We start from the raw sequence: 13,681 nt of genomic DNA, 5'->3' as shown, positions 1-13,681 counted from the left end.
TGGTTTTCTAGTATAGAAAGCAGGCATGAAAAACCACATGCCTAAAAAAGAACTCAAGTTTCCAAAAAATTGTCCTAAGCTAGGACCCGGAATTAAATATATCCTAATTGGTAGGATAATCGCCATGAACTGATTCATTCAAAAATTTAAAAACGCTTACTTCCTGTAATTCTATCCATTGGGATTAGATAGGTACTATGCAAAAATCACGAAACTCCAATTGTGGTTTCAATTGCCTATAGATTTCTATTCCCTACAATGCCAATGGCCTTAAGAAAAAAATTCCACAAAGAATGCCATAGCATACCGGTTTTCAGCAATAATAAATAGTTGTTTAAACGATCTATTATTAAAAAAATGTATATTTAGACATGGCAAATAATAGACGGGATTTTCTGAGAACTTTAGGCATAGGAACTGCCGCCGCCATGACAAGTCCAACACAGATTTGGGCGAAGTCAACTGCGGATTTACAGCAAACCATAGGCCTGTTCAAAACAGAAGATACATCGGAAGCCTTTTGGGAGACCATCAAATCGCAATTTAGTTTTGCCGAAGGCTTAACGTATTTTAATAATGGTTCACTAGGGGCTTCTCCAAAAATTATACGCAAGGCAACAAATCAGTTTAGAGATACTCTTGATGATTTTCCCTCCAAGTACATGTGGGGCGGTTGGGATGAAGAGAAAGAAACCGTTCGCAAAAAAACAGCCTCACTTTTTTCTGTTTCTGAGGAAGAAATTGCCTTGATTCATAATACAACCGAAGGTATGAATCTCATCGCCAGAAGTCTAGACCTTCAAGAAGGTGATGAAATCATCTTGGCCGACCACGAACATTCGAGCGCTGTGAGCCCTTGGAAAGTTTGGCAAGAAAGTAAGGGCATCAGATTAGTACGACCTACACTGCCCATTTTACCTGAACGTGTTGACGAGCTCGTAGAAGTCTTCAAAAAATCGATAACAGCCAAGACAAAAGTCATTTCTATATGTCATCTGATCAATACCAATGGTATGATACTGCCTATCAAGGAAATTTCAAAAATGGCACATGAAAAAGGAATTCTTGTTGCTGTCGATGGTGCACAAGCTGCCGGAATGTTCACTTTTGATTTGAAAGATATAGGTTGTGACTTTTATACCGTAAGTGCCCATAAATGGCTGTTTTCTCCCAAGGGAGTTGGTATTTTTTACGCCAAAAAAGAAAGTCAAAAACACCTGAAACCACTTATTGTAGCTCGTGGATATAAAGATACTAGCATTCGCCGCCTAGAAAATTACAATACACGAAACTTACCCGAAGTTTTAGGTTTTGGTGCCTCGCTAGACTATCATGATAGTATAGGTGCTAAAAAAATAGAAGCGCGTACCTACGAACTTAAGGCATACTTTAGTAATGCTATAAAAAAGCATCCAAAGTTGGTCTTAAAAACACCAGCCTTAGCCTCCTTATCTGCGGGTATTCAGGTCGTAGAAATTCTTGGGAAAGATGTTCAAACGGTAAAAAATAGCCTTTTCGATGACTACGGAATCGATTGTCGCCCCATGAGTTCATTTGGACTCAATGCGGTTAGACTCTCCTTTGCAATTTTTATTACCAAAAAAGATATTGATCGCTTGGTCATGGCTTTGGGTACCATTGCCATTTCATAGTTCAAAAGTACATTTTACTTAAAAAAGTGTGCTAAAACCTTGGTTAACTCATTTCCTTATCACTGACGACTTAGGAAAATTTTGCTGGAATTTTTTATCTGTGATTATTTATTGTCCTGTTCTTGATTCTTTATATGATATTTCTAAAACCTTCAGAAGCGGGCATGAAATGAGATTATGGGCTGTAAGGAAAATAAAATACCCACATCGGATTTAGTTCATAAAGGCATATGAAGAAGAAAAAAACCAGAACCACCAAAAGGCATAGTTACATACCTAACTACCCCTAGCCTATTATATTAATACTCCCATTTTACCCTAAAGTGTAAACCCTATCTTAACACCTCCCCAGCCATAAGCATCCCCACTTTCAAATTCTTTTGTAATTATAGACCTTGAGTATTCAAAATAAAGGGTTTTAGTTCTTAGAACAATGCCATAGTTCAATTGACCCGTAAAACGCTCCATTTCACTTGATGCAATGGTGTAGGGGCTGGTCTTATTAAAGACCCCACCCTGCAAGGTGGCGTCATACCCTATACTATTTAAAACTGGTTGGGCGTATCCATAAAAGAAAAACCTTTTGCTTTCTTGGGCTGATGAAAACGGATCATTTATGATTCCGAATGTAGTGTTAACTCCAATAGATGCATTTGTAAAAAGGGTACCTACTTTGGCATTTGCATTTGCCTGTAGCGAAATCAAATGGTGATATCTAAAAAGTTGTTTTTCGTAGCCCACTTCATAATTCAGTACCATATCATTTTTGATCTGATTTCGCCATCCCAGCGGTATTTTATTTCCAGTAGCTTTATGGATGCCCACTTGCATCTCCTTGCCAAAGGCACCTGGACCAATAATTCCAAAATTAAAGGAAGAAGTAAATCTAGTTTTTTCCTGATTTGTGGCCAACATAAAACTTTTAAGCATAATGGCTGCCGCAAAGGGTCTATCCCCAAATTGAATTTCCGGACGGTCAAAGCTACTAGGTGTAAATCCAATATGCTCAATGGCCAAACCATACCGCAATGCTACATTTTGAGGTTTATAGAACAAATGGTTGAGAGGGTTGGCGCTAAAATATGGGGCAACCAATTCAAAGCTATAGCCTTGGGTATAATTCTTATCTGTAGCAGCAAAAAAATCATTGTCGTAATTAAACCTAAAATAAGGTTCACTTTCAAGATCTCTAAAAGATGCGAGGTTATCTGTTTTTTGGGCCCAAGAATCCTGTAAAAATAAAAAGGATAGGATACAACTAGCTATAAAAATTCTCATACTATAGGTACGAGAAATGGTAGTACTGAGTTTGGTTTTAAATCAACTCACTCCCATTTTCATTAGTAGAAGTTGTCATCTATGCTAGGGTACGGCATTGGCTGCCTGCCGTGTATAAAAATTACTTGCTTCTTTTGCCTATTTCTTTTTTTTAGAATTACAGTATTTATCCACGCTTACCCCATGAGCCACAGGACAGAACAAATAACATTCCTACAAGCAATCCAAGGATGGTGCACTGGGCTAAGGGGTACCCCAAACTCTGCGGCAAGTAGTAGCATTGAAACCGCATGGAATGATGTTTCCCTATATGATTTGATTGGTGATGTGATGGCGATTAAAAAGTGGTTAGAAAAATGACGCGTAGATTACTGCACTACGCTATTAATAACCGCAGGCATGGTCAAAATTATTATTGCTTAGGACCATTAACAAAGTACATCTTCATAGATCCCCTGTTTTTAACATCTATTTGGCCCCTATAGGCACATTTAAAAGTGTCTCTCACCAGATTATAGGTGTTTTCACTGATGTTGATTCTTCCCGAATGCGATAAACTTTCCATTCGTGAAGCCACGTTGACCGTATCTCCCCAAATATCATAAGAAAACTTTTTACTACCCACTACCCCAGCAACAACCGGCCCTGTATTGATGCCTATACGCACGTTGAATGGAAAGTCGGTTTCCTTCTCAGTCTTGGCTTCTTCTACAAACTGAATCATCTCAAAAGCTGCCTTTACCATTTTAATGGCATGGTCTTCTATAGGAAAAGGCAAACCTCCCGCACACATATAGGCATCCCCGATAGTTTTGATTTTTTCCAACCCGTATTTTTCTATAATATCATCAAAAGCGGTAAAATAATACCCTAACCTATTTACCAAAATCTCCGGGTCTACGTGTTCCGAGTGGGCAGTAAAAGCTTCAAAATCTGTAAACAATACCGAGACTGATTCAAATTTTTTGGCCTGTACCTTCCCGTGCTCTTTTAATTCTCTTGCCGTTTCTTCTGGTAAGATATTTATGAGTAGCCTCTCCGACCGGGCCATTTCCTTCTCGATAATGGCATTGGTGCGTTTAATGAACGTATTGCGCCTGTACAAGCCAATGGCCAAGAGAATAATTAAGAACAATGCAATTGCAGTGGCAATGGCCACTACTTTTTGGGTCCTTTTTTGCTGGTTGGTTAAATCTAATTGGGCCTTGAACTGTGCTTTTTCAGAATTTCTACGAATATCCGCCATTTGTTGTACGGCAGTGATGTTGACTACACTATCCCTAAAAGCAATATACTTCCGATAATAGTTTAAGGAAGCTGAAGCATACCCAGTGCGTTCATACAGTTCGGACAGTTTTAAATAGGCACTACTGATCCGGACTTTTAACCCGTATTGTTTTGCCAACTCCAAGGAGCGTAAGGCATAGTCAAATGCCCCATCCCAATCTTCCTTATCGGCATAGATATCGGACATATAGTTGAGGTAGGTCGTAATGGGCCTGTAATCTCCTAACTCTTCTAGTATAGAAACTGCCTCTTTAATATTCTCCTCGGCTATGGTGGGCCTTCCTTGTTGCGCAAAGGCTAGGCCCTTATTCCCTAAATTATAGGCCAAAGGAAGTTTCTTTTCTAATTTTTTGAATATCGGGCCAGACTGATTGAAATAAAGTAAAGCAGAATCTGGTTTGGACCATTCCAAATAGGTGTCCCCCAAATTTTCCATGGCTACCGCATAGTTGAACGTATCCTTTTCAGTTTTAAAAATGGCAATGGCATCAGTATAGTATTGTCTTACATTTTTTCGGTTATCCATGCCGGCATAAACCGCTGCAATAGCCGTGTACATTATGGCCAACTGATTTTTATCAGAATTCTTATTGGCAATATCAACCGCCTTGAAATAACTTTCCAACGCACCACTTAAATTGCCTTTTTGTTGTAACCCATTCCCTTTCTGCAAGTGGGCATTAAATATATATATCGTGGAATCTTGCTTAATGGCTTCCCTCATCAAGGTATCGCTGTAGGCCAAAATACGATCGGGATCGGGAATGTTTCCCGTAATTTCAGATAATATTTTAAGTTTTACCGCCTTATCATAGTTTCCTGATTCATACACTTGGATTAAGCTATCGGCAAGAGATTCATCTTGACCGAAACCAGGCATACTCTTAACCATAAAGCATAGGAACAAGGCTACTTTTGCCCATCCCTTACATTTCAAAAACAACTTCATATACTGCGCATTGATCGCTATTTTTTTGTCTTTATTAGGGCGGTGACAGCATACACCTTTGTGTCCGAACCAAGGGTATATTGAAGCGTGTAGACATAATCTTCCTTACCTCCGCGAATAATGGTTGCCTTAATGGTATTACCCCCTCCGGTCAATGTATTAGAACTAAAAATACGCGGACCACCCATGTAACTAACACCAATTATTTTCACAGGAACTTTTGAGTCTCCGGCTGCCTTGGCCGTCCATTGTACAGAATCACCGACTTCTGCCCAAATGGTAAAGCGATTTAATGAGCTATTTTCAATAGTAGTATTATTTCCTGCACTGAAAGAATTGTTCCCTTCACTGTTTGGCATTGTTGTATCTACAGTTAGCACCAATTCGTGCAAGGTCTGTGCCTGCCCTTGAAACCAAGACATACCCAGAAGCAATACCAAAATAAACTTTAAATAGGCCTTATTTTTCATAAATTACAATACTACTCTAAAATACTAAGGTAAGTAAATGTGTCATTTATCGAATTCCAACCCTAATTTTGGGGTCAATTTGATAAAATTTGAATCCATCCGGTTTAAAGTTTATGCTATACTCATAATCTTTGCCAGGAGGTGTTTTTTTATTAGGTTTGGCCTTTACCTTTTCTTTTCCATTACTATTGCGACCGTTGATGTTGCTTGAACCAAAAATCTCTGTTCCTCCAATAAAGCTTATTTTCTTGATTTTTACATCATCCCCTGTGGTGGTAATCCCTTGCCACTCAATAAGGTCTGATTCATCTACGGCTATGGTAAAAGCTTTTGGATCGTTGGGGTCATTAAAAACAAGCTTATCGGCTGGAGTAACGGTAAACGTGCAGCCTCCGGGAGCATCGCGATCATCCCCCAATGCTGAAGTATCCACGGTTAAAGTAATGATCACCGTTGGTTCTTGTGCTTGTGCAAAGCTCAAAAATGTAAATGCGAGAAGCAGTAGAATGTTTTTTATAGTTTTCATTTTGTTTGGTTTTGAAAGTTATTTCTTGTTGTATACCCTTGATTGGTATAAAATCTTGTATAAGGTAGAAATAATTTTCAATAAAACCATAAGATATTGCTTTTTAAACACTTATGATTCCCATCATATTTACTTTTATTGCCGATTATAATAAATTCATAGCTATTTGGCTAGAGTTTTTACTTTGGGAATAGCAAATTGCTTAAGTTAGAACGTCATTGCGAGCGGATCGTCATATTGGCTAAATTTTTCATAAAGAAACCGGTCTTTCCTTCTAATTAGAAGCAGTAAAATTTAAAAAATGGAATGGATTTGTTTCACCTATATTTAACCAATGCTCATAAAAAAACCTGTACATTTCTGTAAAGGCTTTTTATCGCTCTACTGCCACTTGGGCTTACCTCGACTATGCTCGGCACAGGCTTCTCACCCAAAAACATATGGCAACAAAAAAGCCTTCAACTTTCGTTGAAGGCTTTTTATCGCTCTGCTCCCCCTCTTGGGCTCGAACCAAGGACCCTCTGATTAACAGCCGAAATAGCCATGTTTTCATATAGCATCATTTAGCTTCTTATATTCTGATTGTCAGTATTTTATGTTTTTTTATTTTGCATTTGGTTTTATAATTTTTACCTTTAATCACCCATTTGTTGTCCCTATGTTGTCCCCATTTCAACCAAATTCAACTTATGAAATCAAGGGCAGACAAAAGAAATTATATAAATGTTGTCCCCAAATTTATAAAATATGATTACACTTAAGATTGTTCTCAAAAAAAAACTACTCTCGGATGGCACTTATCCTGTTTGTTTACGTGTTACAAAAGAAAGACAATGCAGGCACTATAAAACTCCTTTTAGCGTAAAGTTGGAGCAATGGATAGAAACGACAGGAAATTTTAATAAAAAGAATTCTAATCACATTCAATATAATAGACTCTTAGTAAAATTCAAGGAAAGAGCATATAAAATTATAACTGATTTAGAAATTGAGAATCCTGATTATTCACTACAAGATTTTGACAGAAACTATAGAGTTACTTTCAATCCTGTCAAAAATGATGTCTTTGCATTTTTTGATGAAATCATAAAAGAAATGACCTTTGCAGGACGTATTGGCAACGCAAAGTCTTATAAAGATGCTAAAACTTCTGTTCAAATTTATCATAAATTTAAAAAGCTAAATTTCAGAGAGGTAAACGCCTCCTTTTTGAGTAAATACGATGCATTTCTAAGATCAAGGGGCGGTACTGACGGCGGTATTGGCGTAAAAATGCGAGCCATAAGGTCGTTATTTAATAAGGCTATAGAACGCGGGATTATTAGGGAAAGCTTATATCCATTTAAAACTTATAAAATATCGAACCTTAGAGGAAAAGGGTTTAAGCGTGCTTTAGATTTTGAAGAGATCATGAGAATCGTCAATTTAGAGCTCACTGAAAATCACAGCTTAATAGATACCAAAAATTATTTTGTCTTTAGCTTCTATACCAGAGGCATGAATTTTGCCGATATGATAAGTCTGGAATGGCAGGACGTTGAATCAAATGTTATTTACTATACAAGAGCAAAGACAAAAGGTAATTTCTCTATAGCTATAATGCCCCCAGTTCAAAAAATACTAGACTACTATCGCATTCATGGATATGGCAACAAGTATGTTTTTCCTCTACTTTTTCGCGAGGACTATTCCCCTAAACAACTAGCCGATAGAAAACATAAAATGTTAGGCATCTATAATAAGGAGTTAAAGGAATTAGCACAACTTTGTAATATCACCAAAAATGTTAGCAGTTATGTGGCACGGCATAGTTTTGCCAACTGCCTCAAGCAAAAAGGGGTTGCCACAGATGTCATAAGTGAGTCTTTAGGGCATCAGAATCTAACCGTAACACAGGCCTATTTAAAAGAACTAGACACCCAGATTGTGGATAAAGCACTTGAGGTATTGTTATAGCTCAACTAAGGAAATTTTATTAAAGCCTAAAGTAAATGGAGGGTAAACTGAATCATCTAAAACGTAAATGGTTAAGAGACTTAAATATCCATACCACGCTTTCCAATTTAATGGAATTGTACTGATTATTGCTAAACTCTTTTCTTATCTGCTAATAAGGTCTCGCTCTGAAGGTTTTCTGGAAGAATAGGTTATCTCACTTAATCCTATTCATTCCTCCTTTAAGTCCGAAAATATAGGCAAAAGGTCTTTTTTCCTCTGATGCTATCCTAGCGATATCATCCCAATTTTTAGATAGAGCCTGTACCATTTCCCAAACACTGAGACCTTGTTTTTTGGACGGACCCCGAAGAAAAAACATTCCCACACCATTTTTTTGATATAATTCCAATTCGTCCTTTCTTCTTGAAATATTTATATCTTGGGTAATTACGCAACTACGTTCTTTTCCGACTTTTGGAATCCATTCTTTATCATTTGCTCCATAATTGAAAGCTTCAGGTAAAAATTTTACAATAATATTATGTCCTGTTTTTAATCCCTCAGGGGATTGAATGGTATTGAAACCATGGGCAAGATGTCTGGGCATATTTTCATCAAAGTAAATTATCATGCTGCCTTACAATATTCTAATGCATGATTTACCTCTGCTTCCGAAATTTGATATACGTGTGCTATATAAGAAATCGGATCTCCTGCTTTATGGTGGTTATAAATTATCTCAGGAAATATATTTTTACCATCAATTACTGGATGACCAAAACGTCTTTTAGGGTCTACCAAAATAGATTTTTCTTTTCCAATTGGCCAAAATCTGGATGCCAAATTGTCTTTATCAAATTCAAGATTAATAAAAAATATTTCTATTAAACCAAGATTAAATTGTTTTGTTCCGTTTAGTTCAATTATACCTTCTAATGTTTTTAGAAAGATATGTTTCCCATCAGACTTTATTCCTCCTAGCACTTCTTTTCGAGCAAATGGAAAAGCAGTATTGTACATTTTGCTTAATTCTGCATGCGCCTCTAATACCTGCTTTGGCTTCACACCAGCTTCAGAGAAACGCATCATAACATAGAACTCAATAAATGTATGAAAGCTCACTGCGCGTTTTCCATTAATGTTCCAAGAGTATTTGGAGCCAAATTCTTTACCAATTTTTCCATCCCAATATTTATTCATCCAAGTGTAAATCGTTCGATATGGAACGCGTAAAATACTTGCTATCTCACTAGCAGTATAAATGCCTGACCCTATTTGTGGTTTGTTCTCGAAGTTCATTAATTCTAATTATCTCTTAAAAGTACAAATTAAAAATACTTTAAATAATTTCACTATTGTATGAATTAACATTCTTTATTTTTTTATTGATTATTGGCAACTTTAGTTATACCTCTTAACCCATTTCGGCAGGAAGTAAAAACTAATATTTATAATAAAATTCCCCTCCGATTTTTTGTTTCAAAAATTATCATTTTAGATTACAAAAACAAAAGCCCCAAAATTCTTTGGAGCTTTTAATCGTATTATAATTCTTCCTTAACCGCTGGAGGTATAAATATTATTTCTTGTTTAGCTAATTCTTTTAATCCAAATCGAGTTAGAGATTTATCCGCAAAAGGGACTATAAATTCGTTAAAGAGCACTTTTAACTTATTTTTCCTTATATCAAGGTCCATTAACGTGTCAAAGTCTAATACATCACTGTATTCGTTGGGTTGTCTTGTAAAAATATCTCCTATTTGTTTTTTGATTAAATTTTTATTTTTAGTGTAGTTATTACCGAACATACCTTGAACAAAAGTTTTTATATTTAATTCATAATAATTTCCAAAATTTGATTTTTGCAAATCAAGTACTGTTATACATTCTGAACTTTCTTTAAACCAACCACCAAAGGCTTTTTCAAAACCATTCTTTTTAGCGGTTTCATCAAATAAATTTTTAAATTCTTTGCTATCCATATCAATAAGTATCTAAAACAGTTTTCCAATTTATCCCCTTGAACTGAGGCATGGTTTGTAATTCTTTCATATATCTGAAGTTGTTTTTGTCCAGTTTACATTGCCCTAGGGTTATAAGGTTTTATTTCAAAGATTGTGTTAGTTCCAAAATCGATAAAGTTAGGGCGTATTCTTTTAAACCCGTAAATTCTTTTAATTTTCCAAGTTCTTTAGGTCTTTATACTCAAAACTTAGTGGAATTTTAGTCTCCTTTTAAAACATAAACATCGAAACCTCTATCATCATAAATATCAATTAATCTTACTTCATTTTCTTCATTTAAACAAATTTGAACTCTTAGGTTCAAAGAAGGAGTTTCTAACATTTCATAGTTAAAATGATTTATTAAAATAGATCTAAAAACGAATTCATCAAAAGTATTGGAATCTATAAATATAACTCCTGGATCTTCTTTATTTTTATAAGATACATTTAGTTGGTATTTAGTTATTTTGATTAAGTCCATTAAGTTTATTAAAAGACTATCTTTTTCCCAGAAAAGTATCTTGTATGTTAAACTTTTTATTAATCCTTTTGAGAAAAAAAATTTAATGATGAAATCTAATTTTTTTTCTAATGCAACAGGCTCAATATCGAATCGCCCTTTTATTACATTTGGACCTTTTTTTTCTTCTAAAAGACTTTCAAAGTTTTTATTAAAATTATTTGAATCTATTTTTCTCAGAATCATTTTTTAGTTTTTAAATATGTTCAAATTACCGTCAGCTGTTCCAAGTCTTTTTAATTTTCCCATTACTGATCCGCCAGCATACATCCAATATTTATTTCGTGATAGACTCCTAAAATTCATTAAAAGTTTTAATAATGCCTGAATTATAATTCAACTTTTAATATATACTGTTCTATAGTATTCATCATTCTCATTTTCTTCCGTGTAATAGACATTCATAACTATTTCTTTAGATATTTCTTTTAGAAAAGTAGCAGATTCAAGGGTTTTTTGATAATTTTTTTCTCCTTTAGGAAAAATATAAAATGAAGGTGGTGTAATATCAAGTTGTGTTTCCAATAACTGAAGATTATTTAAAGTTAAAAGCTCCTTTTTGGAAATACATTTTAATGTAATTACTAATAAAACATTATATTTTTCTTTGTCTAATATTGGCAAAATACAATTAAACAAGAACAAGCTTCCAGTAATCCAATTTTGTTTTAGTTTGAAAATTTGATCAACTTCATCAATATGTAAATCACTATAATTAAGCCAAAGTTTATTGGTGATTACTTCATCTATCCAATTCTTCAAAAAAATGGTAAATTCAGTTTTTTTATTTTGGTAAAGCCCATCCATTTTGAGTAAGTATTTTAATTTCTGCATTAGTTAAGATTTTGCTACCATGTTTCCATGTTCCATTAATATTTAGAGCAGCTCCATTATTAAAATGAACATGATCTAACTCTCCAAATATTTTACCCTTGTCAAATCTTGTAATAGACTTTGGTAGTTTACCAGTTTGCACCAGTTTATTTAGTTGATTTATGCTTTTAAAGTTGCTGAATCCTCTTGCGGCCGCTCCCAGGGACTTAATTTCTTGAGGCCCAACATTAACTGCACTTGTAACTAAGGTTGTACCTCTTAATCCATTTAGAGCAACACTTGTTCCTTTTGATAACAAAACAGCTTCTACAGCTTTTTCTCCTGCATAACCATAATAATAGCCCATTTCAGCAGCGGACATATCTGGTATTCTTGAAATGAAATTTTCTGCGGAGAGCGCCATATCCGTTCTTCGTTGCACTTCTTTAATCTATTTCGTATTTTTTTTTATACTTTAAAATTTTATCTTCCAAATTATTCCTAAATATTTCAATTTTGACGCCATTGATTTTATCAAACCCATGAGATTTTGCATCAAAATAATAAGCAACACTATCTAAAAACTTATTTTTACCTGCTACTTTATCCAAATATTTTTCAACTTCAATTATTTTTTGCTCGGGTAAATTTAAAAAGTGTTCAGGACTCCTAACATTAAACTGTTCCCAATTATCCTCGTTTAATAAAGCTTTTATTAATGCAGGTATATAAAGTTTATAAAAATCTGATTTATTCATATTTACCATCTTCTTTTTCCATCAGGCCCAATTTCCAAAGGCCTGTGGTATCTTATGTTATTTCCTTTTCCTCTATGCCAATGAGGTAATTTTTTTCCATCAAGCAATTTTGGAATAGTCATTCTACTAGTTGCTCTTGAATTGTAAGTATTTGATAATTTATGAAAGTCAAATCGAGCTCTAGCGCCATAACCAGCTCCTTTTGAATTAGAAAATCCATTAATTTCTCCACCATTGCCTCTTAACCATTTTAATCGTGGTATCTCCTTTGCTGCACTTTTAACCAAAGTTGTACCTCTTAATCCTTTGATAGGAACACTTGTTCCTTTTGATAACAAAAAAACTTCTTCAGCTTTTTCTTCTGAATACCTGAATTAATATTCCGGTTTTAGTGGGATCTATATAGAATTATTAAACTCTTAATCCTATTCTTTATTCAGTAATATTTATTCAAGAAAAAAACTAAAATTAATAATAATAGACGCTAAGAAATCATTGGGATAAATGTCAATTCTTTACTGTAAAAGTACTTTTGTTCTTTTGATTAATAACTAAATCACCATTATCATGAAAATATTGTTCGAGATTAAATTCCGGTCTGTATAATGAAATAAATGCTCAATAATAGTAATCCTTTAATTTATTCTATATGAGTTAATTCAAACTCGAATCCTTTTAGTTTTTCTTCGTCAACCATTTTCTTAAAATCCTGAGAACAAAAATAAATAGATTCAGGCTTTAACAGACCTCTATTGACCCCAATCATTTGGCGACTTGCATAAAAATCAGTTTTATTTATTTCTGATAATCTTAATACGTGAGGTTCAGATATTAAGTTTAACCCAATTGTATGTCCTTTAGGGCAGTTGTATAATTCACCCGCATTGCTCGTAGAAAAATCGAAAGGATTAATTCCTACAATGGTATTTTGAGATAATTCTAACTTTTTTTCTGCTATAAGCTGATAATAATCTGAATTACCTTTTGTGAAAATTACAGCTTCAAACTTTATTCCGTTAAGTCCTCTTTTCTTATAAGCTGTTACAAATTTATCTGATACTACTATTTCTCCTGCAATTGTTCTGGCAATATCCTTTTTAGGAATAGTTCCTCTCATTAAAGTTAATGGACCTACTTGTTTTCTATTTGCTCCACATATTTCACATACTGAAGTTTCGTCAAATATTGTCCCACACTCCTCACCTGTTGGTTCAAAAGTTGTTTTTATTTTGATGTGAAAAAGTTCAGCCGAATTTAACTCCTTTTTACTATACTTTCTTTTTACTTCCCAACCAAAGAAAAAACTTCTATCATACTTTTTTTTAACATGACTTTCTATTATTGGAATTTGAATATATCGAGGATCATCTTTAGACAAGTCAATAATTTTTACTGATGTTCCTAAATTTTTACCTTCCTTGTCTTTAAAAAGTAAATTGGCAAAGTCGTAATTTATTCTAAGTTCTAATGTTTCTTTCATAATA

At 34.4% G+C, this 13,681-nt stretch carries 17 protein-coding genes; 3 read left to right on the top strand and 14 right to left on the bottom strand.

Features of this window, described 5'->3' with window-relative positions; translation table 11 throughout:
- Positions 1-371: 371 nt before the first annotated feature.
- Positions 372-1,652: an aminotransferase class V-fold PLP-dependent enzyme gene (locus GQ45_RS12005; protein ID WP_047418305.1), complete on the top strand. Its 1,281-nt coding sequence runs from the start codon at positions 372-374 to the stop codon at positions 1,650-1,652.
- A 318-nt stretch (positions 1,653-1,970) separates the two neighbouring features.
- Here the strand turns inward: GQ45_RS12005 and GQ45_RS12000 are convergent, their stop codons facing one another.
- Entirely contained in the window at positions 1,971-2,930 is a 960-nt protein-coding gene (locus GQ45_RS12000) for a lipid A deacylase LpxR family protein (RefSeq protein WP_047418303.1), read from the bottom strand.
- Between the two features lie 183 nt (positions 2,931-3,113).
- Between GQ45_RS12000 and GQ45_RS18030 the strand changes: the two genes are divergently transcribed.
- The gene (locus tag GQ45_RS18030; RefSeq protein ID WP_156125431.1) at positions 3,114-3,290 is read left to right on the top strand and encodes a hypothetical protein; all 177 of its coding nucleotides are present in this window, start codon (positions 3,114-3,116) and stop codon (positions 3,288-3,290) included.
- 52 nt (positions 3,291-3,342) lie between these two features.
- Here the strand turns inward: GQ45_RS18030 and GQ45_RS11995 are convergent, their stop codons facing one another.
- The 3 genes from GQ45_RS11995 to GQ45_RS11985 are packed head-to-tail and all read right to left on the bottom strand — an operon-like array spanning position 3,343 to position 6,162.
- Entirely contained in the window at positions 3,343-5,166 is a 1,824-nt protein-coding gene (locus GQ45_RS11995) for an adenylate/guanylate cyclase domain-containing protein (RefSeq protein WP_047418300.1), read from the bottom strand.
- Between the two features lie 17 nt (positions 5,167-5,183).
- Positions 5,184-5,636, bottom strand: coding sequence for a hypothetical protein (locus tag GQ45_RS11990; RefSeq protein ID WP_047418299.1), 453 nt, complete (start codon positions 5,634-5,636; stop codon positions 5,184-5,186).
- A gap of 46 nt (positions 5,637-5,682) precedes the next feature.
- A complete protein-coding gene (locus GQ45_RS11985; protein ID WP_047418296.1) occupies positions 5,683-6,162 on the bottom strand; it encodes a hypothetical protein in 480 nt (159 codons plus the stop codon).
- Between the two features lie 747 nt (positions 6,163-6,909).
- Between GQ45_RS11985 and GQ45_RS11980 the strand changes: the two genes are divergently transcribed.
- Complete coding sequence (locus GQ45_RS11980; protein WP_047418293.1) at positions 6,910-8,118, top strand: site-specific integrase; 1,209 nt, start codon at positions 6,910-6,912, stop codon at positions 8,116-8,118.
- 196 nt (positions 8,119-8,314) lie between these two features.
- Here the strand turns inward: GQ45_RS11980 and GQ45_RS11975 are convergent, their stop codons facing one another.
- The 10 genes from GQ45_RS11975 to GQ45_RS11935 form a co-directional block, all read right to left on the bottom strand.
- Complete coding sequence (locus GQ45_RS11975; protein WP_197056953.1) at positions 8,315-8,707, bottom strand: hypothetical protein; 393 nt, start codon at positions 8,705-8,707, stop codon at positions 8,315-8,317.
- 20 nt (positions 8,708-8,727) lie between these two features.
- A complete protein-coding gene (locus GQ45_RS11970) occupies positions 8,728-9,399 on the bottom strand; it encodes a DUF433 domain-containing protein (RefSeq protein WP_047418290.1) in 672 nt (223 codons plus the stop codon).
- Between the two features lie 245 nt (positions 9,400-9,644).
- A complete protein-coding gene (locus GQ45_RS11965; protein ID WP_047418288.1) occupies positions 9,645-10,082 on the bottom strand; it encodes a DUF4304 domain-containing protein in 438 nt (145 codons plus the stop codon).
- Positions 10,083-10,177: 95 nt separating this feature from the next.
- Entirely contained in the window at positions 10,178-10,270 is a 93-nt protein-coding gene (locus tag GQ45_RS18380) for a hypothetical protein (RefSeq protein ID WP_369798321.1), read from the bottom strand.
- A 53-nt stretch (positions 10,271-10,323) separates the two neighbouring features.
- On the bottom strand, positions 10,324-10,812 hold the full coding sequence (locus tag GQ45_RS11960; RefSeq protein ID WP_047418285.1) for a hypothetical protein: 489 nt from the start codon (positions 10,810-10,812) through the stop codon (positions 10,324-10,326).
- A 150-nt stretch (positions 10,813-10,962) separates the two neighbouring features.
- The gene (locus GQ45_RS11955; protein ID WP_156125429.1) at positions 10,963-11,460 is read right to left on the bottom strand and encodes a hypothetical protein; all 498 of its coding nucleotides are present in this window, start codon (positions 11,458-11,460) and stop codon (positions 10,963-10,965) included.
- Positions 11,411-11,881 carry a hypothetical protein gene (locus GQ45_RS11950; RefSeq protein ID WP_156125427.1) on the bottom strand — a complete coding sequence of 157 codons (471 nt, stop codon included), beginning with the start codon at positions 11,879-11,881 and terminating at the stop codon, positions 11,411-11,413. Before GQ45_RS11950 ends, GQ45_RS11955 begins: the two co-directional genes overlap by 50 nt.
- Before the next feature lie 4 nt (positions 11,882-11,885).
- Positions 11,886-12,197: a hypothetical protein gene (locus GQ45_RS11945; protein ID WP_156125425.1), complete on the bottom strand. Its 312-nt coding sequence runs from the start codon at positions 12,195-12,197 to the stop codon at positions 11,886-11,888.
- A 2-nt stretch (positions 12,198-12,199) separates the two neighbouring features.
- Positions 12,200-12,535 carry a hypothetical protein gene (locus tag GQ45_RS11940; RefSeq protein ID WP_047418274.1) on the bottom strand — a complete coding sequence of 112 codons (336 nt, stop codon included), beginning with the start codon at positions 12,533-12,535 and terminating at the stop codon, positions 12,200-12,202.
- Positions 12,536-12,837: 302 nt separating this feature from the next.
- Positions 12,838-13,677, bottom strand: coding sequence for a hypothetical protein (locus GQ45_RS11935; RefSeq protein WP_047418273.1), 840 nt, complete (start codon positions 13,675-13,677; stop codon positions 12,838-12,840).
- Between the last annotated feature and the right edge of the window lie 4 nt (positions 13,678-13,681).

Origin of the sequence: Cellulophaga sp. Hel_I_12 (genome assembly GCF_000799565.1) — a bacterium.
Taxonomy (GTDB): domain Bacteria; phylum Bacteroidota; class Bacteroidia; order Flavobacteriales; family Flavobacteriaceae; genus Cellulophaga.
Note: the sequence above shows the minus strand (reverse complement) of the source record. Positions and strands in the feature narration are given on the sequence as shown.

Coding starts and splice junctions, on each gene's coding strand:
- GQ45_RS12005 (WP_047418305.1), top strand. CDS start 372: ATGGCAAATAATAGACGGGATTTTCTGAGAACTTTAGGCATAGGAACT.
- GQ45_RS12000 (WP_047418303.1), bottom strand. CDS start 2,930: ATGAGAATTTTTATAGCTAGTTGTATCCTATCCTTTTTATTTTTACAG.
- GQ45_RS18030 (WP_156125431.1), top strand. CDS start 3,114: ATGAGCCACAGGACAGAACAAATAACATTCCTACAAGCAATCCAAGGA.
- GQ45_RS11995 (WP_047418300.1), bottom strand. CDS start 5,166: ATGAAGTTGTTTTTGAAATGTAAGGGATGGGCAAAAGTAGCCTTGTTC.
- GQ45_RS11990 (WP_047418299.1), bottom strand. CDS start 5,636: ATGAAAAATAAGGCCTATTTAAAGTTTATTTTGGTATTGCTTCTGGGT.
- GQ45_RS11985 (WP_047418296.1), bottom strand. CDS start 6,162: ATGAAAACTATAAAAAACATTCTACTGCTTCTCGCATTTACATTTTTG.
- GQ45_RS11980 (WP_047418293.1), top strand. CDS start 6,910: ATGATTACACTTAAGATTGTTCTCAAAAAAAAACTACTCTCGGATGGC.
- GQ45_RS11975 (WP_197056953.1), bottom strand. CDS start 8,707: ATGCCCAGACATCTTGCCCATGGTTTCAATACCATTCAATCCCCTGAG.
- GQ45_RS11970 (WP_047418290.1), bottom strand. CDS start 9,399: ATGAACTTCGAGAACAAACCACAAATAGGGTCAGGCATTTATACTGCT.
- GQ45_RS11965 (WP_047418288.1), bottom strand. CDS start 10,082: ATGGATAGCAAAGAATTTAAAAATTTATTTGATGAAACCGCTAAAAAG.
- GQ45_RS11960 (WP_047418285.1), bottom strand. CDS start 10,812: ATGATTCTGAGAAAAATAGATTCAAATAATTTTAATAAAAACTTTGAA.
- GQ45_RS11955 (WP_156125429.1), bottom strand. CDS start 11,460: ATGCAGAAATTAAAATACTTACTCAAAATGGATGGGCTTTACCAAAAT.
- GQ45_RS11945 (WP_156125425.1), bottom strand. CDS start 12,197: ATGAATAAATCAGATTTTTATAAACTTTATATACCTGCATTAATAAAA.
- GQ45_RS11935 (WP_047418273.1), bottom strand. CDS start 13,677: ATGAAAGAAACATTAGAACTTAGAATAAATTACGACTTTGCCAATTTA.